This is a genomic window from Natrinema salinisoli (assembly GCF_020405205.1).
Taxonomy (GTDB): Archaea; Halobacteriota; Halobacteria; order Halobacteriales; family Natrialbaceae; genus Natrinema; species Natrinema salinisoli.
In genome coordinates this window covers 1,340,654-1,365,234 of sequence record NZ_CP084469.1, presented here as the reverse complement: position 1 = coordinate 1,365,234, position 24,581 = coordinate 1,340,654, and the positions used below count along the sequence as shown (strand labels likewise).

27 protein-coding genes are annotated in these 24,581 nt (G+C 64.8%); 17 read left to right on the top strand and 10 right to left on the bottom strand.

Translation table 11 applies throughout. The features are described 5' to 3' along the window. Positions 1–135: 135 nt before the first annotated feature. Complete coding sequence (gene panB, locus LDB05_RS06750) at positions 136–948, bottom strand: 3-methyl-2-oxobutanoate hydroxymethyltransferase (protein ID WP_226007160.1); 813 nt, start codon at positions 946–948, stop codon at positions 136–138. 111 nt (positions 949–1,059) lie between these two features. On the opposite strand from panB, the gene LDB05_RS06745 reads away from it, so the two are divergent. Then, positions 1,060–1,293, top strand: coding sequence for a DUF5822 domain-containing protein (locus LDB05_RS06745; RefSeq protein WP_226007159.1), 234 nt, complete (start codon positions 1,060–1,062; stop codon positions 1,291–1,293). Between the two features lie 30 nt (positions 1,294–1,323). Here the strand turns inward: LDB05_RS06745 and LDB05_RS06740 are convergent, their stop codons facing one another. The 5 genes from LDB05_RS06740 to LDB05_RS06720 form a co-directional block, all read right to left on the bottom strand. After that, positions 1,324–1,863: an HAD family hydrolase gene (locus LDB05_RS06740; RefSeq protein ID WP_226007158.1), complete on the bottom strand. Its 540-nt coding sequence runs from the start codon at positions 1,861–1,863 to the stop codon at positions 1,324–1,326. A gap of 85 nt (positions 1,864–1,948) precedes the next feature. After that, positions 1,949–3,073, bottom strand: coding sequence for an acyl-CoA dehydrogenase family protein (locus tag LDB05_RS06735; RefSeq protein ID WP_226007157.1), 1,125 nt, complete (start codon positions 3,071–3,073; stop codon positions 1,949–1,951). A 63-nt stretch (positions 3,074–3,136) separates the two neighbouring features. Then, positions 3,137–4,054, bottom strand: coding sequence for a dihydrodipicolinate synthase family protein (locus tag LDB05_RS06730; RefSeq protein WP_226007156.1), 918 nt, complete (start codon positions 4,052–4,054; stop codon positions 3,137–3,139). 90 nt (positions 4,055–4,144) lie between these two features. Further along, the gene (locus tag LDB05_RS06725; protein ID WP_226007155.1) at positions 4,145–4,825 is read right to left on the bottom strand and encodes a helix-turn-helix domain-containing protein; all 681 of its coding nucleotides are present in this window, start codon (positions 4,823–4,825) and stop codon (positions 4,145–4,147) included. A gap of 304 nt (positions 4,826–5,129) precedes the next feature. After that, the gene (locus LDB05_RS06720; protein WP_226007154.1) at positions 5,130–6,446 is read right to left on the bottom strand and encodes an HAD family hydrolase; all 1,317 of its coding nucleotides are present in this window, start codon (positions 6,444–6,446) and stop codon (positions 5,130–5,132) included. Between the two features lie 163 nt (positions 6,447–6,609). Here LDB05_RS06720 and LDB05_RS06715 point away from each other — a divergent pair, with 163 nt between their 5' ends. After that, positions 6,610–7,734: a glucose 1-dehydrogenase gene (locus tag LDB05_RS06715; protein WP_226007153.1), complete on the top strand. Its 1,125-nt coding sequence runs from the start codon at positions 6,610–6,612 to the stop codon at positions 7,732–7,734. Next, positions 7,731–8,384, top strand: coding sequence for a transcriptional regulator GfcR (gene gfcR, locus LDB05_RS06710; RefSeq protein WP_226007152.1), 654 nt, complete (start codon positions 7,731–7,733; stop codon positions 8,382–8,384). The genes LDB05_RS06715 and gfcR overlap by 4 nt, the downstream gene beginning before the upstream one ends. Before the next feature lie 156 nt (positions 8,385–8,540). Here gfcR and LDB05_RS06705 read toward each other — a convergent pair whose 3' ends face one another. Further along, positions 8,541–9,503 (bottom strand): transcription initiation factor IIB, encoded by a 963-nt coding sequence (locus tag LDB05_RS06705; RefSeq protein WP_006184711.1) that lies wholly within the window; start codon positions 9,501–9,503, stop codon positions 8,541–8,543. Positions 9,504–9,665: 162 nt separating this feature from the next. On the opposite strand from LDB05_RS06705, the gene rnhA reads away from it, so the two are divergent. Both rnhA and LDB05_RS06695 read left to right on the top strand, forming a co-directional pair. Next, on the top strand, positions 9,666–10,259 hold the full coding sequence (rnhA, locus tag LDB05_RS06700) for a ribonuclease HI (protein WP_226007151.1): 594 nt from the start codon (positions 9,666–9,668) through the stop codon (positions 10,257–10,259). Between the two features lie 75 nt (positions 10,260–10,334). Further along, on the top strand, positions 10,335–10,967 hold the full coding sequence (locus tag LDB05_RS06695) for a DUF7108 family protein (RefSeq protein WP_226007150.1): 633 nt from the start codon (positions 10,335–10,337) through the stop codon (positions 10,965–10,967). Here the strand turns inward: LDB05_RS06695 and LDB05_RS06690 are convergent. Further along, positions 10,964–11,323 (bottom strand): PadR family transcriptional regulator, encoded by a 360-nt coding sequence (locus LDB05_RS06690; RefSeq protein ID WP_226007149.1) that lies wholly within the window; start codon positions 11,321–11,323, stop codon positions 10,964–10,966. The genes LDB05_RS06695 and LDB05_RS06690 overlap by 4 nt on opposite strands. A gap of 205 nt (positions 11,324–11,528) precedes the next feature. On the opposite strand from LDB05_RS06690, the gene LDB05_RS06685 reads away from it, so the two are divergent. The 10 genes from LDB05_RS06685 (at position 11,529) to LDB05_RS06645 (ending at position 19,975) form a co-directional block, all read left to right on the top strand. Beyond that, positions 11,529–12,059: an inorganic diphosphatase gene (locus LDB05_RS06685; protein ID WP_226007148.1), complete on the top strand. Its 531-nt coding sequence runs from the start codon at positions 11,529–11,531 to the stop codon at positions 12,057–12,059. Between the two features lie 138 nt (positions 12,060–12,197). Continuing rightward, on the top strand, positions 12,198–12,332 hold the full coding sequence (locus LDB05_RS23385) for a hypothetical protein (RefSeq protein WP_284145789.1): 135 nt from the start codon (positions 12,198–12,200) through the stop codon (positions 12,330–12,332). A gap of 190 nt (positions 12,333–12,522) precedes the next feature. After that, the gene (locus LDB05_RS06680; RefSeq protein ID WP_226007147.1) at positions 12,523–13,866 is read left to right on the top strand and encodes an alkaline phosphatase family protein; all 1,344 of its coding nucleotides are present in this window, start codon (positions 12,523–12,525) and stop codon (positions 13,864–13,866) included. 58 nt (positions 13,867–13,924) lie between these two features. Next, on the top strand, positions 13,925–14,293 hold the full coding sequence (locus LDB05_RS06675; protein ID WP_226007146.1) for a hypothetical protein: 369 nt from the start codon (positions 13,925–13,927) through the stop codon (positions 14,291–14,293). A 102-nt stretch (positions 14,294–14,395) separates the two neighbouring features. Next, a complete protein-coding gene (locus LDB05_RS06670; RefSeq protein WP_226007145.1) occupies positions 14,396–14,809 on the top strand; it encodes a DUF371 domain-containing protein in 414 nt (137 codons plus the stop codon). A gap of 100 nt (positions 14,810–14,909) precedes the next feature. After that, the gene (locus LDB05_RS06665) at positions 14,910–15,722 is read left to right on the top strand and encodes an endonuclease III domain-containing protein (RefSeq protein WP_226007144.1); all 813 of its coding nucleotides are present in this window, start codon (positions 14,910–14,912) and stop codon (positions 15,720–15,722) included. A gap of 215 nt (positions 15,723–15,937) precedes the next feature. Next, the gene (locus LDB05_RS06660) at positions 15,938–17,089 is read left to right on the top strand and encodes an ABC transporter substrate-binding protein (protein ID WP_226007143.1); all 1,152 of its coding nucleotides are present in this window, start codon (positions 15,938–15,940) and stop codon (positions 17,087–17,089) included. 24 nt (positions 17,090–17,113) lie between these two features. Beyond that, on the top strand, positions 17,114–18,253 hold the full coding sequence (locus tag LDB05_RS06655; protein WP_226007142.1) for an ABC transporter ATP-binding protein: 1,140 nt from the start codon (positions 17,114–17,116) through the stop codon (positions 18,251–18,253). Positions 18,254–18,255: 2 nt separating this feature from the next. After that, entirely contained in the window at positions 18,256–19,179 is a 924-nt protein-coding gene (locus LDB05_RS06650) for an ABC transporter permease (protein WP_226007141.1), read from the top strand. Beyond that, on the top strand, positions 19,172–19,975 hold the full coding sequence (locus tag LDB05_RS06645; RefSeq protein ID WP_226007140.1) for an ABC transporter permease: 804 nt from the start codon (positions 19,172–19,174) through the stop codon (positions 19,973–19,975). The genes LDB05_RS06650 and LDB05_RS06645 overlap by 8 nt, the downstream gene beginning before the upstream one ends. Before the next feature lie 147 nt (positions 19,976–20,122). Here LDB05_RS06645 and LDB05_RS06640 read toward each other — a convergent pair whose 3' ends face one another. Then, positions 20,123–20,893: a pirin family protein gene (locus LDB05_RS06640; RefSeq protein ID WP_226007139.1), complete on the bottom strand. Its 771-nt coding sequence runs from the start codon at positions 20,891–20,893 to the stop codon at positions 20,123–20,125. 241 nt (positions 20,894–21,134) lie between these two features. Between LDB05_RS06640 and LDB05_RS06635 the strand changes: the two genes are divergently transcribed. Beyond that, positions 21,135–21,578 carry a sensor histidine kinase gene (locus LDB05_RS06635; RefSeq protein WP_226007138.1) on the top strand — a complete coding sequence of 148 codons (444 nt, stop codon included), beginning with the start codon at positions 21,135–21,137 and terminating at the stop codon, positions 21,576–21,578. 206 nt (positions 21,579–21,784) lie between these two features. On the opposite strand, the gene LDB05_RS06630 is transcribed toward LDB05_RS06635, so the two are convergent. Continuing rightward, complete coding sequence (locus LDB05_RS06630) at positions 21,785–23,719, bottom strand: beta-CASP ribonuclease aCPSF1 (protein WP_226007137.1); 1,935 nt, start codon at positions 23,717–23,719, stop codon at positions 21,785–21,787. A 355-nt stretch (positions 23,720–24,074) separates the two neighbouring features. On the opposite strand from LDB05_RS06630, the gene LDB05_RS06625 reads away from it, so the two are divergent. Then, positions 24,075–24,560 carry a DUF7984 family protein gene (locus tag LDB05_RS06625; RefSeq protein WP_226007136.1) on the top strand — a complete coding sequence of 162 codons (486 nt, stop codon included), beginning with the start codon at positions 24,075–24,077 and terminating at the stop codon, positions 24,558–24,560. Positions 24,561–24,581 lie beyond the last annotated feature (21 nt).

The following is a 24,581-nucleotide window of genomic DNA, read 5'->3' as shown; positions in this document are numbered from 1 at the left end:
TGGTATTATTGCCCTAATATGTCGGGGAATCGGACCATCGTCGCGAACGGGACGTAGTCGGAACCTGCGCCCCCTCTCAGATATCGATCCCCGCCCCGTGCGGGAGTCACCTACACCGTGTCGAGCGTCGACCGCTCAGTAGATGTCTTCGAGATCGCCCTCTTCGTGGCTGTGTTCCTCGGCGGGGAACTCGCCGGACTCGACCGCCGACACGTACTCTCCGACGGCGGATTCCATCTCCCGACGGACGTTCCCGAACTGTTTCGAGAACGATGGCGACCACTCGCTGAGTCCGACCGCGTCGTCGACCACGAGGACCTGTCCGTCACAGTCAGGACCGGCACCGATCCCGATCGTCGGAATATCCAGCGCCGCCGTCACATCGGCCGCGAGGTTCGACGGCACGTGCTCGAGGACGAGCGAGAACGCCCCGGCATCCGCGTGCGCCTGAGCCAGTTCGAGGATGCGTTCCGCGGCCGCCTGCTCCGTTCCTTGTCGCGGGTAGCCGCCGTACTGGTTGACGTGCTGGGGCGTCAGCCCGAGGTGGGCCATCACGGGGATTCCGAGCTCGACCAGTTTTTCGGTGAGATCGACGGTGTGGGGACCGCACTCGAGTTTGACCGCGTGTGCGTCCTCCTCCTTGAGCATCCGTCCGGCGTTCTCGATACTGGCCGCTTCGTCGACGCCGATCGAGAGGAACGGCATGTCGGCGACGACGAGCGCGTCGTCGGTCGCACGCGCGACCGCGCCGGTGTGCCGGGCCATATCGTCGACGGTCACCGGGAGCGTGTTCTCGTGACCCAGAGTAGTGTTGCCGAGGCTGTCGCCGACGAGAATGATGTCGACGCCGGCCTCGTCCACGATCGACGCCGTGGGCGCATCGTAGGCTGTCAACATCGTGATCGGTTCCTCGCCAGCGGTTGCCCTGATGTCCCGCACGGTAGGCATACGCAGAGATTGGTGCCCCACGATTAAACGTCGTTGTTTTTCTGATACCTCGCGTCGTCCGCTCTCGGACGAGCCGGCGTATTTAAGAGGACCGGGTAGTCATACCCATCTGTGCCCGAACGCGTCGACACGACCGCTCCCGACGGGGTCGATTACGGCTGGGTAATGCAGACGACCTTCGTCGCGACCATCCTCGTCGGCGCGCCGCTCGTCGCCGCGCTGTCAGCGACCGCGACCCTTCCCACGTGGGCCGATCGCGTCGAGTTCGCGATCCGAGTCGGCGCCCCCGTCTGGTTGGTCACGTCGCTCGTGGTGTTCGCGTACGCCAAGCGCACACAGACGTAGCGACCCGAATCCGCGAGCGATGGACCGGGTTCACACGCCCGACGGCCCGTCGCCGACGTACTCGAAGTCGACGCCCGCCCGTTCTGCCGTCCGCTGATCGCGCGCCGAATCACCGATAAACAGCGCCCGCTCCGGGTCGACCTCGAGCGCCCGGATCGTCGCGAGCAGCGGCTCCGGATCGGGCTTCCACGTCCCGACCGTATCGCGGCCGACGACGGGGCCGACCGCGGCCGTCAGCGCGTGTTCCTCGAGCGCGATCCGGCAGGCCCGCTCGCAGTTCAGCGAACAGACGCCCGCCGGGAGCGACCGCTCGAGCAGTTCGTCCGCGCGGGCGAGTCGATCCGAGGTCCGCGCACCGTCGTGTTCGTGGGTGGCGATGGCCGCTTCTACCTCGGCGGCCAGTCCGACGTCGGCCGCGGCCTCGAGCATGTCCCAGAGCCCGTCGCTCGGCGGCTCGACGTTCGCGTCGTCGTACACTGCGCGGACGTCGATGGCAACCGCGTTCCAGTCGACGTCCAGATCGACGAGCGTTCCGTCCAGATCGTAGACGACGGCATCGTACTCGGTCACGGCCGCTGATACGAGCGACAGGGGAATAGGAACTTCGGTCGCACCACCCGTCCACCGGTATCGCGACGGCCCTGTTCGGTGTGGTTCAATCGAGCAACTCCCGCGCGATGACCGTCTTCTGGATCTCCGTCGTCCCCTCGTAGATCTCGGTGATCTTGGCGTCGCGGTAGAGGCGCTCGACCTCGCCCTCCGTGACGTAACCGTAGCCGCCGTGGATCTGGACGGCCTCGTTGGTCGCGAACATCGCCGCCTCGCTCGCGAAGTACTTCGCCATGCTGGCCTCGAGCGCCGCACCGCCGGCCGCTCGCTTCCGGGCGGCGTCCCGCGTCAGCAATCGCGCGGCTCGCGTCCTGGTCGCCATCTCGGCGAGTTTGTGCCGGATCGTCTGGATGTCCGAGATGGGGCCGCCGAACTGCTCGCGCTCCTGACTGTAGGCCGTCGCCTCGTCGAGGGCACACCGTGCGAGGCCGACCGACTGGGCGGCGATGGCGATCCGGCCGCCGGTGAGGATGTGGAATGCGGCGGAGAGGCCCTTTCCTTCCTCGGTGAGTCGATTTGCGGCCGGAATCCGAACGTCGTCGAACGTCAGGCTCGTGGTGTCGCTGGCGCGCAAGCCGAGTTTGTCCTCTTTCTCGCCGACGGTCAGCCCGTCGACGTCGCCGGGGACGAGAAACTGCGTGACCGACGACGGATCGTCGCGGTCGGTCTTCGCGAAGAGAACGTAGACGCCGGCGCGCCGGCCGTTCGTGATCCACTGTTTCTCGCCGTCGATGACGTACTCGTCCCCGTCCCGCCTCGCAACCGTCGACATCTCCGCGGGATTCGATCCGGCGTGGGGCTCCGAGAGCGCGAAGGCACCTACCGGACGACCCGCGGCCATTTCGGGCAACCAGCGTTCCTGCTGGTCCTCGCTGCCGAACTCGGCGATACAGGAGGTCGCGAGCGAGTGGACCGACAGCGCCGTCGCCACGGCCAACATGCCATACGCGACCTCCTCGTTGACCACGGCGGCCGTCACCGGATCCGCGTCGTAGCCGCCGTACTCCTCGGGAACCGTCAGCCCGGTCAGGTCGAGATCGGCGAGTCCGTCCCAGACGTCCTCCGGGAACGCCTGCTTCTCGTCTGCCTCGAGCGCGGTCGGCCTGATTTCCTCGCCGGCGAACTCTCGAACGACGTCGCGGACTGCAGCCTGCTCCTCGGTGAGTGCCATGGCGGCCATTCGACGGCCGTGGCAAAAATCTCCGTGTCGTGCTCGCGGGCCGACGGGCGGCCCTCAGATCCCCTCGAGATCCAGCCCCCGAAGCCGCTCGCGCATCTCCGCGGCGGAGTCGTCGTCTTTGCGCCGAAGCGGGCTCCGCAGCGGCCCGGCGTCGAACTCGCGCATCCGGAGCGCGGTCTTGACGCCGGACATGTACGCACCGCCGGTTTTGAACGCGTTGCGCACCCGGAAGATGTCGCTCTGCAGCTCGCGCGCTCTATCCTCCTCGCCCGCGTCGTAGGCCGCATAACAGTCGACGACGAGTTCGGGAAAGGCGTTCGCGACGGCGCTGACTGCCCCCGAGCACCCGACCTCGAGCCCGGTGAAGACCAGCGAGTCCGATCCGGCGAGGAAGGTCAGGTCCGGATGGGCGTCGATCGCCTGGGCGAGCCAGGGGACGTCCTTGCTCGAGTCCTTGACCCCCGCGACGGCGTCGATCGCCGCGAGGTCGGCGAGGGTCTCGAGGGACAGTTCGTTGCCGGTCTTGCTCGGGATGTGGTAGATGTAGACCGGGAGTGAGACGGCCTCTGCGACCCGTCGGTAGTGCTCGAGGGCACCCCGGTGGTCCAGCGGATAGTAGTACGGCGTCACGACGACGATGCTGTCCGCGCCGACCGACTCGGCGTGCTCGGCGTGGGCGACGGTCCGGTACGTACTCGGTGCGCCGACGCCGGCGATTACTGGGACCTCGTCGCCGACTTCGTCGACGACCGCTTCGACCACCCGGTCGCGTTCCTCGCCTGACAGCAGCGGGAACTCGCCGTTGGTTCCCAGCGGGAACGCCCCGTGAGCGCCGCGGTCGACGACGAAGCGTGCGTGTGCGGCCGTCGTCTCGTAATCGACGGACTCGTCCTCGTGATACGCGGTGACGGTCGGCGGGACGACGCCGTAGAGCGACAGCGGATCGGCAGCGCCGGGATCGTGATACGCCATGGGCGATCCTCCATCGAGCGCGTGCAAAAAACGATTGCCGGCTGTCCGCCACGTCGCGTTCGAACGATCTCGCTGGCGGCGCTTCGAGCCTCAATCGGGCGTCGCCATCTCGCTCCCCGGCTCGTCCAACTGCTCGCCAGCGAGGACGCGGTTCGCTCGGCGGAGTCGCTCGGAGAGCGCCTGATGGGAGATGTCGAGTTCGTTCGCCAGTTCCTCGAGCGAGATCTCCCTGGGGACGTCGTAGTAGCCCTGCCGGTAGGCCTCGGCGATGGCCTCCTGTTGGGGGTCGGTCAGCGCCGCGGTCGTCTCGAGCTCCTCGTCCTGGCCGGCCTCGACCATTCGTTTGACGTCGATCCGGACGCCGCGGTCTTCGATGTCGGACACGGCGCTCGAAAGCTCCTCGCGGTGCGGAAAGAGGAGCCGGAGCGTCCACTGCCCGTCGGAGATTCGGACATCGAGAACCGTTCCACCGTGTTCGTACACGCACCGACAGACCGAGCCGACCTCCTCGCTGTACTGAAGCCGGTAGAACAGTTCGCCGTCCGCCGTGTTTCCGAGTAGTTGCCGGAACTCGTCGACGGTCGGGTCCGCGTCCAGGGCGGGCTCGAGGTCCTCCCGATTGACGTTCGAGAACCAGACGAGCGGTGCCGTTCGGCGCGGCCCCTCCGCGACGACGCTTTCGACGCGAACCTCGAGGCCTGGTAGTCGTTGGACGGTCTCTGCGAGTGCGAACTCGTCCGTCGAAATAGAGAGTGCTGCGATCGTCGTCATTGGTACTCACCTCGTAGCGCTGACTCGGGTCCGATCGGCGACCGACGCCGCCGTCGCGTGGTCCGTCCGCTCGAGACGTCTCCAACCCGATCCGTTCGTTCGCGTTCGGTACGTCCCGCCGACGACAGCTCGTACTGTGCTGACGACCACGCTCACCGGATCGTGCTGATAGAAGGGAGGACTCGAATACGGTTGATGAGCCGGCCTTTGTGTTCCGGGGGTTTAAGGGAACACGTGCCCCCTGATGACGGTCAAAAACCGATGACGGAACCGGGATATCGACGGTGGTCGGTGATCGGTGACGCTACCCCAGACGGGCGAGTCGATTGAGCGCGTACACCGTCTGGAGTACGTCCGCGCTCTTGCCCCGATCGAAGACGAGCTCGTCGGTTTCGAGGACGTGTTCTAAGGTGTCTTGCGAAGCGTGTTCCGGCGCGGCTGCGATCCCGGCGTCGTTCTCGGCGACCCACTCCATGACGCGGAGATCGCTCTTGGAGTCGCCCATGACGAGCGCGAACGGGTCGTCGACGCCGAGCACGTCCAGCGCGCGTTCGACGCCGACGACCTTGTTCAATTCGAGGCTCCCGATCTCGGCCGCGTCGGCCTCGTAGTAGGCGACGTCGATCCGTTCGAGGACCGCCGCGAGGTCGTCGGGCACCTCCCCGGCGTCGAGGTCGGGGTAGGCCCCCTCGCCCTCGAGGACGGCCCTGATTTCCGGATCCTGCGCCGCGTAGAACGCGCGGGTCCAGTCGACGACGGTCTCGCCGGCCAGTTTCGTCTCGCCGTTGCCATCGTCCCCGTCGTCCGACTCGGGAGCGCTCTCGCCGGCGGCATCACCGTCTCCTTCGAGGGTCGTCCCGACGGCGTCGGCGAGCAGGTCGATGAGGTAGACCAGCGCCTCGTCGATGATTTCGCGGGCGTCCGTCGACCCCGTCTCGTAGTTGGGCTTCATCGTGACGTTGAACTCGTTGCCCTGCAGGTGACAGCCCCGTCGCAGTTCCTCGGGGGCCTCGGGCAGCACGCGCGATCGGACGTCGTCGAAGACGGTCCGAATCGACTCCTCGAGGTCCTCGTAGAGCAGTTGCTTCGTGTCCGCGCCGTGGCCCGGCGTGAACACGCCCGTCCCCGCCTCGTAGACGATCGACAGGTCGCCCGAGTGGACGATCTCGCTGCCCAGCCCCTGGATCGCGAACCCTTTGACGTTCTCCAGAGTCTGGCCCGTGCAGATGACGATGGGCACGCCGGCGTCGTGGAACTCGGTCAACAGATGCAGCGTGTCTCGGGGAATCTCGTTGTCGGTCCCGCCCGCGGAGCGCAGCGTCTCGTCGACGTCGAGCACGAGGACGTTCACCGCGCGGCCGTACTTCGCCTCGAGGTCGAGCGCGGTGAAGGCCTGATCGCGGGTCGCCCGCGCGGCGATCTCCGCGAACGTTTCGCCGGCCGCGAACGACGACCGGATCTCGTCCTTGCGTTCTTCGAGTTCCTCGGTCGCGCCCTGCCAGTGCTCGAGGGCGACCCGCGAATCGACCGCGGGAAAGACGTCGACGAACTCCTGGTACTCCCGCAACGTCTTCGTGTCGTACTCGTCGTAGAGCTGGTAGATGAGGTCGTATCGTTCCATGTGGACTACAGGCAGTGGGAGGCGGATAATCGTTTCCGGTATCGCTCGGTTCGGCACCCCGTTTTCGTCCGCTCGTGTCCGGTCGACGGTTCGATCATCGGATACTCAAGGTATTTACTCGATTAGGAATAAATATTTACCCTCACGGTTCCTACCTGGGAGCATGAAAGCCATCGCAGTTGCGCCCGGGGCGGGCGTCCCCGAAATCGTCGAGCGGCCCGTTCCCGAGCCGTCGGCGGGCGAGGCCCTCGTTCGGATCTGCCGCGTGGGCGTCGACGGTACCGATTACGAGGTCATCGAAGGCAGCCACGGCGGCGTTCCCGAGGGCGAAGACCAGTTGATTCTCGGCCACGAGGCCGTCGGCGTCGTCGAGGATGCGAACGGAACCGACCTCGAGGAGGGACAGTACGTCGTCCCGACGGTTCGACGGCTGCCCGCCGGCGTCGAGCGAAACGAGTACTTCGACAACGGTGAGCCGGATATGGCACCCGAAGGCGAGTACGTCGAACGGGGTATCGTCGGAGCCCACGGGTTCATGGCGGAGTACGTAACGAGCCCGGCCGACTGTCTCGTGCCGATTCCGGCGGACCTGGCACCGCTCGGATTCCTCGTCGAACCGATCAGCATCACCGAGAAGGCGATCGAGCACGCCCGCGCGACCCGATCGGCGTTCGACTGGCAGCCCGAATCCGCGATCGTCCTCGGGAACGGTTCCCTGGGACTGTTGACCGTCGCGATGTTCACCGAGACGCTGGGGTACGATCGTGTCTACTGTCTCGGCCGCCGGGATCGGCCCGACCCCTCCATCGACATTATCGAAGAACTCGGCGCGACGTACATCGACTCCCGGGAGACGCCAGTCCCCGAGATACCGACCGCCTACGAACAAATGGACTTCGTCTACGAGGCGACGGGGTACGCGAAACACGCCTTCGAGTCGATCGAGGCGCTCGCACCCAACGGCGTCGCCGCCCTGCTCGGCGTCCCCGGCGACTGGGAGTTCGACGTCGACGGCGGCCGCCTCCACCGCGAACTCGTTCTCCACAACAAGGCCCTCGTCGGCAGCGTCAATTCGAATCGCAGACACTTCGAGCGAGCGATCGATACCCTCTCCGCGCTTCCCGACTGGGCCCTCGAGGACCTCGTCAGCGGCGTCTACGGCCTCGAAGCGTTCGATCGAGCGTTCCCCGAAGCGACCGCGTCGGTCGCCGCTGGCGGACACGGGTCGGCAACCCCTGCGGATGACGACACGACTATAAAAACGGCGGTCGAATTCGAAGGCATATGAAAAACGTCGACGATCTCATCGAGAGCGCGGCCGAGCTCGCCTCCCGCGGCCTCTCGAAGGGTGAAATCGCGGACGAGTTGAACGTCTCCCGAGAGACCGCGAGCTGGCTCGTCGAACGGAGCAGCACGAGCCCCCAACAGACCGACCAGACCCCTCCAGAACCGGATAACGGCCGGAGCGGTCCGCAGGACATCCACGTCGACTGGTCCGCCATCGGACGGGACAGCAAGCGAATGAGCGCCATCGCCGAGGCGATGGCCGACATGCTCGCCAAACACGGCGAGGACGTCGACCTGACGATCGGCATCGAGAAGGCCGGCGGCCCCATCGCGACCCTCGTCGCCAGCGAGCTCGAAACCGACCTCGGGACCTACACCCCCGCGAAACACCAGTGGGAGGAAGGCGATATCGAGGAACTCGGCGGCACCTTCTCGCGGAACTTCGCCAGCATCCGCGACCGCGAGTGTTACATCGTCGACGACACCATCACCAGCGGGACGACCATGCGCGAGACGATCGAGGCGATCCGCGCCGAAGGCGGCAAACCGCTCGCCTGTATCGTCCTCGCGGACAAACAGGGTCTCGAGGAGCTCGAGGGCGTCCCCATCTACTCGCTGTTGCAGGTCATCAGCGTCGGCAAAGACGAATAGCAGCGTTTTCCGACGACAGTACTGCCTGCGATCGCTAGCGATCGGCTGGTTTTCTCGAGCCACCAGTACGTGAGTCCGGACTCGTGGGACAACAACTCGGTGTCGGTTCGGTATCGCGATGCGATAAAAAACGGGTCTGGAACGGCGCGGCGACGGTTAGCCGTGAATGCCCATCGCTTCGATCTGTTCCTGGTAGCGGTTCCGAATCGTCACTTCGGTCACCTGTGCGACGTCTGCGACTTCGCGCTGGGTCTTCTTTTCGTTGCAGAGCAGGGACGCAGCGTAGATCGCGGCCGCGGCGTACCCGGTCGGTGACTTCCCGGACAGTAGCCCTTCCTCGGCCGTTTTCTCGATGATCTCGTTGGCTTTGGTCTGGACCTCTTCGGACAGTTCGAGTTCGGAACAGAATCGGGGGACGTACTTTTTCGGGTCGACGGGACGCATCTCGAGGCCGAGTTCCTGCGAGATGTATCGATACGTGCGACCGATCTCTTTGCGTTCGACGCGGGAGACTTCCGAGATTTCCTCGAGGCTTCGCGGAATTCCTTCCTTTCGACAGGCGGCGTACAGTGCGGACGTCGCGACGCCTTCGATCGAGCGACCGCGGATGAGGTCTTCCTTGAGCGCGCGTCGGTAGATGACCGACGCGACCTCGCGGACAGAACGTGGGACACCGAGTGCAGAGGCCATCCGGTCGATCTCGCTGAGCGCGAACTGGAGATTACGCTCGCCGGCGTCTTTGGTGCGGATGCGCTCCTGCCACTTGCGCAGCCGGTGCATCTGGCTGCGTTTTTTCGAAGAAATCGAGCGTCCGTAGGCGTCTTTGTCCTTCCAGTCGATCGTCGTCGTCAGTCCCTTGTCGTGCATCGTCTGCGTCGTCGGCGCGCCGACGCGGGACTTTTCCTGTCGTTCCTGGTGGTTGAACGCCCGCCACTCCGGGCCGGGATCGATCTGTTCTTCCTCCACGACGAGCCCACAGTCTTCACAGATGAGCTCACCCCGGTCGGAGTCCTTAACGAGATTATCCGATTCACACTCGGGGCAGGCACGTACCCCCTCCTGATCCTCGGTCTCGTCCGTCTCGCGCGTTCGCTCCCGCTGGCGGGTGGACCGTGTCATCGCACTTTTATAGTAGTATCACCATAGTATATAAATGTTTGGTGGACGTTTTGCGGCACTGAAGCGTAACACCCGAAAACAGTCGATAGGGGGTTTGAAAGTGGAAGTTTACGATTCAGAATCGGAAGGATTTTATCCGGGACTGGCCGATGACCGAGACGAATGCCGGTCATCGAGTGCGACGTCGAGGCGGCTCGCGAACGACTTGAGGAGGCGGGTGTCGCCGTCGACTCCGGAAACACCGATCACGAGCGCTGGCGGGCGAGTCGCGGCGGTGCGAGCGCGGTCGCCTACGACGACAAGGTCGTGATTCAGGGATCGGATCCGCGTGACATCGAGGCGCTGCTCCGGGAGGGCGGCGGCCGTGCCCACGTCTATTTCGACGGCGGCTCCCGGGGGAATCCCGGCCCGGCCGCGATCGGCTGGGTGGTCGTCACGGGCGACGGGATCGTCGCCGAAGGCGGCGAGACGATCGGCACGGCGACGAACAATCAGGCCGAGTACGAGGCGCTCATCACGGCGCTCGAGGCCGCCCGCGACTACGACTACGACGAAGTCCACGCCCGCGGCGACTCCGAACTCATCGTCAAGCAGGTCCGCGGCGAGTACGACACCAACAACCCCGAACTCCGCGAAAAGCGCGTGACCGTCCACGAACTCCTGCGGGCCTTCGACGAGTGGACGCTCGAGCACGTGCCGCGCGAAGCGAACGAGCGTGCGGACGAGCTGGTCAACGAGGCGCTGGATCAGGCCTAGTGTCGATCCGGGCGAGTACTGACCGCCGAGACCGGATCGGCAAGGGCAAAACCGTTCGAACACGTACGATCGTCCATGACCGATCAGAACGCGATCGACGCCGATGCCGAGGCCGACACTGGAGACGGTGCCGAGGCCGAGACCAACGACACGGAACTCCCCAGGGACGTCGTCGACGAAATCGAACGCCTCACTCGACTCGAGCGCTCCGCGGTCGACGACAACGAGATCGAGGCCTACGAGACCCGTCGCGACGAACTGCTCGACGAGCACGACTTCACGTCGCGCATCCGCGACGACGACGGCGACGACGTCCTCGTCTGCCATCCCGACGAGTGGCACGAGGAGGGCGTCATCAGGACCGAACGGATCGAGAACATCGACCGTGCGGTCGAAATTCCGCTCGAGGGGACCGAGGATCCGGACGACTGGGAAGCGGTCGACGAGCACAACCGAGCCCTCGTGGCGGACGTCAGGGAGGCCCACGGCGACGTTCACGGCGATAACGCGGCAGTGCTCGCTGACTTCGCGGGCAATCACTACGCGAAGCCGATGGAATCGCTGACGGGCGAAGAGTTAGCGGAGTTTCGGACGGACTACGTCGTTCGGAACGCCTGGCCGTCGGAAAAACAACAGGAGGTTATCGCGGAATCGATTCGTCTGGTCTTCGAGACGGCGGGAGAGCCGGTCCCGGAGAGTCAGTTCTAGTAGCTGTTTTCGACGATCTCGGTGATCTCGTCGGCGCGGTCGTCGCCCGTGACGACCTTCGAGAGGGTCCACTGGAGTCCGTCGAGGACGGCGTCGTAGCCGTCGTCGGTCAGCGAGTACTGGTTGGTTCGCTTGTCGAGTTCGCTCTTCTCGACCAGACCCAGGTCGACGAGTTCGTCGAGGTTGGGGTAGAGTCGGCCGTGGTTTACTTCGGTCCCGTAGTAGTCCTCGAGCTCGCGTTTGATCGCCAGTCCGTACATCGGCTCTTTGGCGAGGATGACGAGGATGTTGTTCTGAAACGCTGTGAGTTCGCGCGCAATACTTTCTTCGCCGGTGATTGATTGTGCCTCTGACATACCTGTGTAAATGTCACCAGACTATTTAAGACTTGTCAACTATTCCTTCGTATCAGCCGGTCAGACAGCCCGAAACCGGCCGCAGCGCCGCCGGACACTGGTGTTTGTGCCCGATTCGCGTCTGTCGATTATCTGGCAACCGTCACGTAGGTAGTGACACTCGATTACGAAAGTACTTTTTGATCGACCGTGGATTCTCCGGTACATGGTCAACCTCTGGGAAGACCTCGAAACTGGACCGAATCCGCCGGAAGAGATCTATGCCGTCGTAGAATGTCTCAAGGGCGAGCGAAACAAGTACGAGTACGACAAGGACGTCCCGGGCGTCGTGCTGGACCGTGTCCTCCACAGCAACGTCCACTATCCGAGCGACTACGGGTTCATTCCGCAGTCGTACTACGACGACGAGGACCCCTTCGACGTGCTCGTCCTCGTCGAGGATCAGACGTTCCCCGGCTGCGTCATCGAGGCCCGTCCCGTCGCCCTCATGAAGATGGACGACGACGGCGAGCAAGACGACAAGGTGATCGCCGTTCCCTCGGAGGACCCGCGCTACGATCACATCGAGGACCTCGAGGACATCCCACAGCAGGAACTCGACGAGATCGACGAGTTCTTCGCGACCTACAAGAACCTCGAGGAGGGGAAGGAAGTCGAGACACAGGGCTGGGAGGACAGGCAGGCCGCCTACGACGCGATCGAGCACGCCCAGGACCTCTACGACGAGCACTTCTAGCCGCGCACCGCGACCCCGGTGCGATCCGTTCTGTCGCTATCGCTCCGATCCGATTCCCGAGAGTTATCGATGTCGGGCCGGGACATGCGTTATGAGCATGGGTAATTTTATCCCCGAGAGCGCCGTAGTCGTCCCTGTATGGCAGCATCCGATCATTCCCCGAAACCGTCATCTTCGGCCGACGACGCGACCAAATCAGCCGTCGGTATGGCCCATCCCACGGTCGTCCCGACCAACTTCGATCCCGACGACTCGAGCGGTCGCGTCGATTAGCCGATCGACGGCTCCCGCCAGCTCGTCCCGATCGTCGCCCGCCCTCTCTACCGACGTCTGGCAATCACCGTAATTCGTCCCAGCGCTGGTCGTCCCGGTCGATTGTCAACACAAGGCATGGAGTGTCAGCAATTCGCAAAACACTGTCTCGAAACGAACCTTCTTGTGTGCGCTCGAACTACGTCCGTCCATGGGTCTGTTCGATCGATTACGGGGCGACGGTGATCCCCGGGTCGCGTTTATTGGGGTCGATGGCGTGCCGTATAGTCTCCTTTCGGAGAACGAGGAACTGTTTCCGAATTTCGCTGCGATCGCCGACGACGGGACCGCCGCGGAGATTTCGAGCATCGTCCCGCCGGAATCCAGCGCCTGCTGGCCGTCGCTGACGACCGGGATGAACCCCGGCGAGACCGGCGTCTACGGTTTTCAGGATCGCGAAGTCGGTTCCTACGATACCTACGTCCCGATGGGCCGAGAGGTCCAGGCCGAACGAGTCTGGGACCGCGTCCAGGAGAACGGCCGGAAAGCGACGGTGATGAACGTCCCCGTCACCTTCCCACCCCAGCGCAACGTCCAGCGTATGGTCTCGGGCTTCCTCTCGCCCGGACTCGACAAGGCGGCGTATCCCGACGACGTTCGCGACTACCTCGAGACGCTCGACTACCGGATCGACGTCAATCCGAAACTCGGCCACCAGGAGGACAAGTCCGAGTTCATCGAAGATGCACACGCGACGATCGACGCACGGTTCGAGGCCTTCCAGCACTACATCGAGGAGGACGACTGGGACCTGTTCTTCGGCGTTTTCATGACGACCGACCGGGTCAACCACTTCCTCTTCAGGGACTACGAGCGCGACGGCGAGAACAAGGAGGCGTTCATCGAGTTCTACACAAAAGTCGACGACTACATCGGCCGGCTTCGGGAATCGCTGCCCGACGACGTCACCATGATCGTCGCCTCCGACCACGGCTTCACCAGCCTCGACTACGAAGTTCACTTCAACGAGTGGCTCCGAGAGGAGGGCTGGCTCTCCTTCCGGACCGACGACCCCGAGGAGCTGAACGACATCGCCGACGACACGAAGGCCTACTCGTTCATCCCCGGCCGCTTCTACATCAACCTCGAGGGCCGCGAACCGCGCGGCTCGGTCCCCGAAGACGAGTACGACGCGGTCAGAGACGAGCTCAAGGCCGACCTCGAGGCCCTCGAGGGACCGAACGGCAACAAGGTGGTCGAGCGCGTCGTCGAGAAGGAGGAGGCGTTCCGCGGCGACCACGACGACATCGCGCCGGATCTGGTCGCGATTCCGACCAACGGCTTCGACCTCAAGTCCGGATTCAAGGGCGACTCGGAGATCTTCGACACGGGGCCGCGAAACGGAATGCACAGCTTCGACGACACGTCGCTGTACATCGACCACGCCGACGCGACGATCGACGACGCCGACCTGTTCGACATCACGCCGACGATCCTCGACCTGATGGACGTCGAGTACAGTCGCGGCGACTTCGACGGCACGAGCCTGGTCTGAGCGGCGAGCGATCTCGAGTCCCGGAAGCTATTCCTCTGCTGACATCATGCGACGAGATATGAACGACGCACTCGTCGTCGGCGGCTGCTTCGTCCTCGCACTGTTGCTCGCCGGCATCACCGGCTTCCTCACCGCGAGCCCCGCGATACTCGGGGTGACGGCCGCCGGAACGGCCATCTATCTGGCCGTCGGCGTCGGACTTCCGCAGTACCTCCTGTCGCGGCGGAGCGGGTCGTCCCTCCAGTTGGGACTGGCCGTCTTCGGAGTCGTCGGCGGGGTAAGTGCGGCGATCGCGGGCATTGCGACCGGCTCTCCCCACGACGAGACGACCATCGGGCTGGTCGGGATCCTGTTCGTCGTCGTCCTCGGGAACGTCATCGGTGCGGGGGTTCGCGAGTTCCGAACCGGCTATCGGTCCACGTCCTAGGGACTGTTCGCCTCTCGAGTCGGAACGTGACGAACCGCGGCGTCGCGCCGTTGCGCCGGTCCGATTCGATCCCGTTTTCCGCCCCGCAACGAATCGCCAGCCATGGACGAAGTCATTCGTGCTCGCGGCCACGAGAACGTCAGCGCCGAGCACGCGAGCACCTTCGAAGTGACGACAGACGATTACCTCACTCCTGCGGGCGACTGTATTCTCGCGATCGAGGCCGACCGCGCGCCGGCGGACTTCGACCCCGAATTCGTCGACGCGTGCCGGGACGCCGATGCGACGATCACGGTCACGATCGAGGCCGGCGGGTACACGGAGTCCGTGACAGGGCGGGGCGATCCCGACCTCGAGTTCACGAACGAGCGCAGCGCGGTCGGGCGGACGAGCGAGTACGTCGACGACCGCACTGTCGTGGTGGGTGCCGAATTCGCGGCCGAGGGATTCGACCGCGACCTCGTCGCCGCGCTGGCCGACGGGGCCGAGGCGACGGTGACGATCACCGTCGAGTAGGCGCTGCTGTGGGGGTATCGACCGGGGGAGTTCCTCGAGCCGGGCGGCTGCCGGCAGTAAGTCCGTCGCGGTTTTGCTCTCGGAGTCCTAACGGCAGGACATGAGTGACGATCCGGAACCTGCGGTCAATATCAGCGGTGGCACGGCGGGCGGCGGGGCAGCGGCCGAGTTCGATCCGGCCACCGCGGAAACCCGCGCGGAGGAGGTCATCGACCGATTGGGCGAGCTGTTCTGGCAGAAAGAGTACGGCGGCCGCGATGCGTTCACCTGCCTCGTGCGAACGATACTGAGCCAGAACACCAGCGACAAGGCGAGCCAGCCGGCTCACGACGCGCTGATCGATCGCTACGGCGGCGACGGTATCGACCTCGCCGAATCCCTCGCGAGCGCCGAGCGATCGACGCTCGCCGAGACGATCAGCGGCGCGGGCCTGTACAACCAGAAGTCCGAGACCATCATCGACACCGCCGCGTGGGTCCTCGAGGAGTTCGGCTCGGCCGTGGCGTTCGACGCATTCGTCAAAGACGAGGAGCCGTCGGTCGTCCGCGAGACGCTCCTCGAGGTCAGGGGCGTCGGTCCGAAGACCGCCGACTGCGTGTTGCTGTTCGCGGGCGGTCGCGGCGGCGTCTTCCCCGTCGACACGCACGTCCATCGGATCTACCGCCGCATGGGCATCGCGAGTCCTGACGCGGACCACGAGGACGTCCGGGCCGCCCTCGAGCGCGACGTCCCCGCGGCGAAGTGCGGGTTCGGTCACACGGCGACGATCCAGTTCGGTCGCGAGTACTGTACGGCGCGCAAGCCGGCCTGTCTCGAGGATCCCGACGCCTGCCCGATGGCCGACCTGTGTGATCAGGTCGGCGTCTACCCCGCGACGGACGAGGTCGTCGATCCTGCCGAGGCGCTCGAGTGACGGCCGACAGTCGAAGCGATCCGTGTCCGTCGGTGGCGTAGTCGTCGGGACCGCCGTGGCGATCGTCCGGGAAGGGCGCTGGTGCGGAGAGGACGAGGCTGCCGATCGGTCGACGTCGCTGAGTAAACCGGGCACACGACGTGTGGGACTCATTCGAGAGCGTTTCGAGCTTCACAACTGTTTTATGTTGGAATCGGGGTAGACCCGGGGTACCAATGCCTGCAAGCCCGGATCGGGTTGCAGAGACGAGCGAGTCCGAGTCGGAATCGATGTCGTCAACTGAACGAGTGCGGGAGTCCGTCTCGCGTCGAGGACTGTTGTCGGCGACGGCGGTCGGATCGGTGACTGCCCTCGCCGGTTGTACGGAACTGGTCTCCAGCGGTGGCGGCGGCGACCCGCTCCGCGTCAGCGTCTGGAGCGGGAACTACGCGGATCGGTTCGAAGAATCCGTCGTCCCCAGGTACGAAGAGGAGTTCGACGCGGAGATCCAAATTCAGCGGGGTTGGAACGATATTCTCAGCAACATCCAGACGGCACCGGACGACGACCCGCCGTACGACGTCACGATCACGGAGGGGAACTTCTACTACTACGGCCGACAGGACGACCTCTTCCACGAGATCAGGCGGGAGAACGTCCCGAACGCCGACGAGCTCATCGATCACTACGCGGAGTTCCGGAGCACGGAGTACGGGATGCCGGTCGACGGCGCACCCTGTACCATCATGCACCGCGAGGACCTCGACTTCGAGCCGGAGTCCTGGGCCGACCTCTCCTCGACGGCCGTCCAGGAAAGCAACGGCGTGGGGGTCGACACCGGCTTCTGGTGGTATCCGATGTACGCCGCGGCCGTCGGTATGGACGACCGGGAACTCGGGGAAGAGATGCACGATCCCGACCTCCACGACGACGTCTTCGAAACCGTTCGGAACTGGCCGATCGAAAGCTGGGCGAGCTCCGGCGAAGACATCTGGCAGGCCTTCCAGAACGACGTCATCGACGTCGCCCAGTGGTACTACGAGCAGGTGGAGTACGACATCGGCGACTACGACGGACTGACCCACACGATGCCCGAGGAGACGACCGGATACCTGAACCACTGGTGTGTCGTCAAGGGCACCGACAAGCGAGACCAGGCCGAGGAGTTCATCAACTTCCTCATGGACGCCGAGGTCCAGTCGGCGTGGTCCGAGGAGATGCCGACCCTGTTCTGTAACGAGAACACCGAGTACGCCGGCGATCTGGCCGACGACCTGCCCAGCAACAGCGAGGAAGCGGCTAACATCGCCTTCCCGGACTGGGAGTTCCTCGCGGACTACAGCGGGGAGCTCTCCGACGAGTTCACCGCGATGCAGTCGAACTCCTAACAGATCGGTATCGTATTTGTACTCATGTCAGAAATTACGCTTTCCGGACTCGAGAAACGGTACGGAGACACGCTCGCCGTCGAGGACGTCTCGGTGACGATCGACGACGGCGAACTGCTCTGTCTGCTCGGGCCCAGCGGGAGCGGCAAGTCGACGACGCTTCGGATGCTCGCCGGCCTCGAGACGCCGACTGACGGCACGATCCACATCGGCGACGAGGACGTGACCGACCGCCCCGCGTACGAACGCACCACTGCGACGGTGTTCCAGGACTGGGCACTGTTTCCCCACAAGTCGGTCCTCGAAAACGTCGCCTTCGGGCTCAAGATGGAGGGCGTGGGGAAAACGGAACGCCGTGAGCAAGCCCGCGGAATGCTCGAGCGCGTTCGAATGGAGTCCCACGCCGACGAAAACCCGATGAACCTCAGCGGTGGCCAGAAACAGCGGGTCGCACTCGCACGGGCGCTCGCGGTCAACCCCGACGTGCTGCTGCTCGACGAGCCGCTCTCGAACCTCGACAAGCGGCTCAGCGAGGACATGCAGATCGAACTCCGCGAGATTCACGAGGAGTTCGAGGAGACGTTCGTCCACGTGACCCACGATCAGGACGAGGCCTTCACCCTGGCCGATCGGATCGGCATCATGGCCGAGGGCAGCCTCGTACAGGTCGGGGAGCCCGACGAGGTCTACGAGAATCCGAAGAACCGGTTCATCGAAGGGTTCCTCGGCGATACGAACTTCGTCGAGGGCACGGTCGAACGGACGACGCCGGACTCGGTTCGCGTCGAAACCGAACTGGGTCGCGAAGTCGTGCTCTCGACGGCGAACCCCGAGACGCTCTCCGAGGGAACGTCGCTGACGCTGTCGCTTCGCCCCGAGATTCTCTCGACGGAATCGGCCGAATCGGGGTCCGAGGACGACGCGACCGGCCAGACCGCGCTCGCCGACGGCAGCACGACGAACTCCATCGTCGGGACGGTCGAGAACGTGCTCTACCGGGGGTCGACGGTTCGCTACTCCGTCGCAGTCGACGGGACGTCGGTGTTCGTCGAGCGTACCGTCGCCGACTCCGGCGAGTTCGACGCCGGCGACGAGGTTCGGATCAGCTGGGACGGCGCGGACGTCCTCGCGTTCCGGGACGACGGCTCGAGGGTCGACCTGTAACGATGACCGGAACCCACTCGTCGCTGCCGGCGCCGGTCGCTCGCGTCTGGGAGCCGCTGCTGGAGCGATCCCGCTCGAAGCGGGCGCTGTTGTTGATGGCGCCGCTCCTGCTGTTCGAGTTGCTGCTCTTCGTCGCGCCGTTCCTGATCTTGCTGCGGATCAGCGTCACGGAGGGATCGACGGACCTCCGATACGCTCCCGGGACGTGGTCGCTCGAGGGGTACGCCGAGGTGTTCACCACTGACGTCCTGCTGGGAGCCATCGCCTACTCGTTCAAGATGGGGCTGGCCGCCACGGCGATCGCCGTCGTGATCGCGACGGGGTACGCGTACGCGATCTGGCGAGCCGAGGGGCTGCTCAAATCCCTCCTGCTGTTCTCGGTGGTCTTGCCCCTGCTGACGACGCTCGTCATCAAGACGTACGCGTTCTGGCCGCTGCTCTCGCCCACGGGGACGGTCAACGACATCCTCGTCTCGTTGAACCTGATCTCCGAGCCGATCCAGTTCGTCCCCGGCACGACCGGTGTGATCGTGGGCCAGGTCTACATCGTGTTGCCCTACGCCGTACTGGCGATCTACAGCGTGCTGTCGACGATGGACTGGGGGCTCGTCGAAGCCGCGCGCGATCTCGGGGCGAGCCGTCCTCGCGCGGCTCTCGAAATCGTCGTTCCCCAGGCGATGCCCGGGATCATCGTCGCGACCGTGATCTCCTTCGCCTGGAGCGTCGGCGCGTACGCCGCCCCCGGCCTGCTCGGTGCGGGAGACGACCTGGCGTTCGCGCTCGAGGTCGAGAAGCGGTTGCTGTCGAACCTCCAGTGGGAGATCGCGACGGCGTACGCGCTCGTCATGCTACTCCTGATGCTCGTGAGCATTGCCCTTCTCACCGCCGTGCTCAACGTCTTCGGAGGTGAATTCGAATATGCATAGAGAGACGATCGAGGACGCGCTATTCAGGGCGTCCTACCTGTCGATCCTGGCGTTCATGCTGTTGCCGCTCGCGGTCGTCGTCGTGACGTCGTTCGCGGAGTCCGGCCAGCTCCTGTTCCCGCCGGAGAACTACTCGCTGGTTCACTACCGCGGGTTCTTCGAGGAGACGCGCTGGATATCGGCGTTCGACAACAGCATCCTCGTCGGCGTCGGAACGACGATCGTCGCGACCACGCTCGGCGTCACGGCCGCGTTCGGCCACGAACTCGACGACGGGCGGGCCGGACAGGTGCTCGCACCGCTCGTCCTCGTCCCGCTGCTGATCCCGCCGATCATCCTCGGGATCTCGATGCGCGTGTACTTCGTCAAGGCCGGGATGGACGCCTCGTATCTGAGCATCATCCTCGCACACACCCTGTGGGCGACGCCGCTCGTCTACTTCGTGATGCGGTCGGTGTTCAGCCGGTTCGACTGGCGACTGCTCGACGCCGCGCGCGACCTCGGCGCCGGGCCGATTCAGTCGTTCGTCTACGCCGTCCTCCCCAACGTCAAACACGGGATCTTCGTCGGCGCGCTCCTGGCCTTCATCGTCAGCCTCCAGGAGTTCGTCATGGCGCTGTTCCTCTCGAGTCACAACACGGAGACCATCCCGGTCGTCGCGTGGACGACGCTGCGACAGTCGCTGGACCCGATGGTGAGCGTCGTCTCGACGTTCCTCATCCTCATCTCGATCGGCGCGATCGCGGTCGCGGCGATCGCGACGAATCTGGACTGGCTCTCGAAACAGCTGTCCTGATCGGCCGACGGTCACCGATCGAAACTCGAGGTTCCACTGTTTTCGACTCACGAAAATAACTCGCTCGTGCGGACACTCGATGGAACGCTCGCCGTCTCCGCGTGGGTGTGAAAACAGCGACAGAAGGAGTCGCTCCCGAACCGCCGCTCAGCGGCCGATCGTCCCCTGACGGGTGATCGGCGCGTCGGGATCGATACGGAACGCGACGACGAGGGACTTTTCGGTCGCCGTCACGGGGACATCGCCCTCACCAGTCACGAGTGCGCTTTCGGTGTAGCCGATTGCTGCTCCCACATCACCGACCGTCACGGCACCGTCGAACACGTAAAGGTAGGTGTCCCAGCCGGGTCGTGACGGCAGCGTGACGGTCGCACCGGCCTCGAGACGACAGTCGTAGAAGTCGACATCGTTCCGGACGTATAGCGGTGCCTCGCCGTCCTCGGGGCCGAACAGGTGGCGCCACTCGTTTGGAACCCCGTCGGGAATCGGCTCGTGTTGGATGCCGGGCTCGAGGTCGAGACTGTGCGGGCGGACGAATATCTGCAGCATCCGCAGCGGCGGGTCGTCTTCGTACGTCTCCTCGGCGTGCCAGAAGCCGCTACCGGCGTTCATCACCATCAGATGGTCGGGGTCCGTGATCAGTTCGTTGCCGTGACGGTCGTCGTGGCGCATCACGCCCTCGGGTACCCACGAAATGATCTCCTCGTTGCGGTGTTGGTGCATTCGGATCAGCGTTCCCGGATCCATGAAGGACTCGACGACGGTCGCCAGCGGCCCGTAGCCGTGGTCGTCGTGTCCCGGGACCGCGTGCCCGGGGAAGTTGAGGTGGATCCTGAATTTGCCCTGATTCTGCGAAACGTCCGTTCGCGGAGCCGTGTGGATGCGAGTCCGCGTTTCCGCTGCCGTCGAATCGTCCATTACGTCGTGGTCGGTCGCCGGGCGTAAATGAGTTCTGCGCGTCGGCACGCCGGGGAGGGCCGTTCGGAGGGCGGTCGGCAGCGGCTCGCTGGCCGTCACGCCGGTAGTGCCAAAACGTTAACCACTCATGCAGAGTATATAGTGTTGACAGCATTACACACATTTTCTCTCATAGAACGACGACGTCCCTCGAGCGTGCTGCCGGTCCGACCATCGACCGTGTGAGAGGGTCGACGTCGCGGTGGAGACGGCGACGAGACGTCCCGACCTGGTCCCGCTCGAGAAGGCCCGAACCAGCTACCCGCAGGCCGAATTCGCGCTGGGCGACCAACCGTCGCCGGCACCGGTCGTTCGCGCGAACGAGATGCTCTCGTCCGTCTTTACCAACCTCCTCAACAACGCGGTCTTGCACAACGGATCGGACACGCCCCGCGTAGTGGTCTCCGTCGAAGACCGGGACGAGACGGTCCGCGTCCGCGTCTCTGACAACGGCCCCGGCGTCCCCGACGGACAGCGCGAGGAAATCTTCGGTCGCGGCGAGAAGGGCCTCGAGAGCGAGGGGACCGGCGTCGGACTCTACCTCGTCGCCACCCTCGTCGAAGGCTACGGCGGCGACGTCTGGGTCGAAACCGCCGACCAGGGCGGCGCGGCGTTCGTCGTCGAACTCCCGAAAGTCGAGAACTGAGAGCAACCCGGTACCAGTGTCAATTTGTACCTGCCGACTCTTTCGATATGGCCGACTCGAGCGCCCGCCTCTCTATCGAGGCGGGCGCTCGAGTCACGGGGGAGGGCAGGCCGACCGCGCGGCGCGCGGATCCGCGCGCCGCGCTGTGGCTGTCCTGGCGGAAATGAAAAGGGCGAGCGATCGCTGCCAAGCGATCGCGAGGGCTTTCAGAGGAAGCGGAAGGTCTCCAGGTTCTTCGGCGCGAAGGTGCGCATGTCGTACTCGTGGTACAGTGCCGAGGAGAGGTCCTGCGTGGAGCGCTCGTCGCCGTGGACGCAGAGGACCTTCTCGGGGCGCGGATTCATCGTTTTGACGAAGTTCTCGAGGCCGGCGCGGTCGGCGTGGCCGGAGAAGCCGTCGACCGTTTCGACGTCCATGTTCAGCGAGAGGGTGCCGCGGCCGCCGCCGTTGCCCATGGCACCGACTTCGCTGGTGGGAATCTCGTCCCAGCCGTTCTGGATCCGTCGGCCCAGCGTTCCCTGTGCCTGGTAGCCGACGAAGACGAGCGTCGAGTCCGGGTCGGGACCGATGTGGGAGAGCCAGGACATGATCGGACCGCCGGTGACCATCCCCGAGGTCGAGAGGATGATGCAGGGCTCGCCGTCGGCGACGTCCTGCCGTTCTTCCTCGCCGCCGTCGATGTGGTTGAACTGCTCGGCGAGGAACGGGTTCTCGTCCTCGTGGAAGATGCGGTCCCGCAGGTCGTCTCTGAGGTACTCGGGGTAGGTGGTGTGGATCGCCGTCGCCTCCCAGATCATGCCGTCGAGGTGGACCGGCATCGTGGGGATGTCGCCGCTGCGCATCGCCTCCTCGAGGACGAGCATGATCTCCTGGGATCGGCCGACCGCGAAGGCGGGGATAACGACCTTGCCGTCCTTCTCGTAGGTCTCCTTGATGACCTCCTTGAGGTTCCGCTCGGAGTCCGACTGGTCGGTCTGGTAGTCGTTGCGACCGCCGTAGGTCGACTCGAGGACGAGCGTCTCGACGCGCGGGAAGTCGTTGACCGCGCCGTTGAACAGGCGGGTGTCGTCGTAGTGAATGTCGCCGGAGAAGGCCACGTTGTAGAGGCCGTCGCCGATGTGGAAGTGCGAGACGGCCGAGCCGAGGATGTGGCCCGCGTTGTGGAAGGTGAGCTTGACGTCGGGCGCGATGTCGGTGACGTCGCCGTACTCGAGGGGGATGCAGTGTTTGATCGCTTCCCGGACCTGCTCGCTCTCGTAGGGCGGGCTCCGACCCTCCTTGGCCGCGACGTCGAGGTAATCGAGCGTCAGCAGGCCCATGAGGTCCCGCGTGGGTTCGGTACAGTAGATCGGGCCGTCGTAGCCGTACTTGAACAGGAGCGGGATCAGCGCGGAGTGGTCGAGGTGGGCGTGGGTGAGGACGACCGCGTCGATGGTCTGTGGGCCCGCGCCGAGCGCCTCGGGCGCGTGGAGGTACGGCACTTCGCCTTCCGCGCCGGGTTTGTCGCCGCAGTCGATGAGGATCCGCGTCTCGGGGGTCGAGAGGATGAACGACGCGCGGCCGACCTCGCGACAGCAGCCCAGCGTGGTGATGCGGACGTACTCGTCGTCGGACATCTCCTCGCGGTGGATCTGGCGGCCGACCTTCTCGAGGATGTCCCGACGTTCGTCGCGTTCCTGCTTGAGGAAGCTACGGACGTTCGAGACGGTCGAGGATTCGATCGGCGGCGTGCGGACGACTTCGGGCGTCCAGCCGACGTTCTTCGTGATTTCGCGGAGCGTCGACCCGTGGCGACCGATAACCATGCCTGGTTTTTCGGCCTCGATGACGACCTCGCCGGTGTCGGCGTGGAAGTCGAGGTCGGTGACCCCCGCATCGCCGGGGATGACGTCCATGATCTCTTCGCGGGCCTGTTCGGGCCGTGAGAGAACGCTGGGGTCTGGGCGAACGGTGATCCGCTTGCGAAGCTTGCTCGCGAGTTGCCGAATGAGGTCGCCCTGCTGGGCGAACTTCTTCGGGTCGCGCGTGTAGACCACCAGTTCGGGGCCTTCGTATTTCACCGAGGAGACCGAGATATCGCTCGGTAACTCGCTCGTGATCTGTGCTTCGAGATCGTCGAGTTGCTGCTCTACAGTGCTCATAGGTCGCCAATGTGGCTTGCGTGAACTCGTCGTCCGGGATCGGACACGACGTCAGGGCAGGAGTCGGAGGGTGGAGACGGTCGGCCGGTATCGACGCGACGGCCGTCAAGCGGCCGCTGTCGGTCCGGAGTGAGTAGCGCGTCTCGTCGTCCGCGCGGGACAACGCTCGGACTCCGGTTCGTCTTCCGAATCATTGTATCCGACTCCGTGCCGTGACGAACATGCTCCCGGATCGGTTATCCTGGTCCGTGCGGGACAATTCCAGGGAGAACCCGCTTACTCGACGCTATTCTTTGCGTGGTATAAAAGCCTTCGCAAAAATAAGGGCCACAGGGACAGTAGTCACGGCCAACAGATGCGTCTGACACCGACTCGAGTCGCCGAGGAACGCGATTGGGTAGCGAACCGAGCCGACACCGTCGTCCCGCTGATCAACGACGTTCGCGACGATCTCGGCGATGTCTTCGACACCGATGTGGATTCGGTTTCCGACGAACAGTACAGAGAGGAGGTCGACGCCGTCTTCGCGGACGGCGATCTGGCGGTCAACGTCGCCGCGATGGTCGCGATACTCAGGGAACTCGACGTGGATGGGGATTATCCGGGGTTCGTGGTCGACGAGATCTTCGGCCGCGAGCTGGCCGCGACGATCGCCGGCAGCCAGCCGTTACGGACCCTCGGCGAAGCGACCTTCCACTACGCGGACGTTCGCGTCCACGGCGACGCCGACGAAAACGCGGGTGTCGACGACTGCGAGGCGGCCCTCGCCGCCGGCTTCCAGGAGCGACTCCCCGGCTGGAACTGGACCGAGCGCGAGAGTCCCTTCTCCGTCGATCGGTAAGGGCCCGGCAGTGGGACCGAG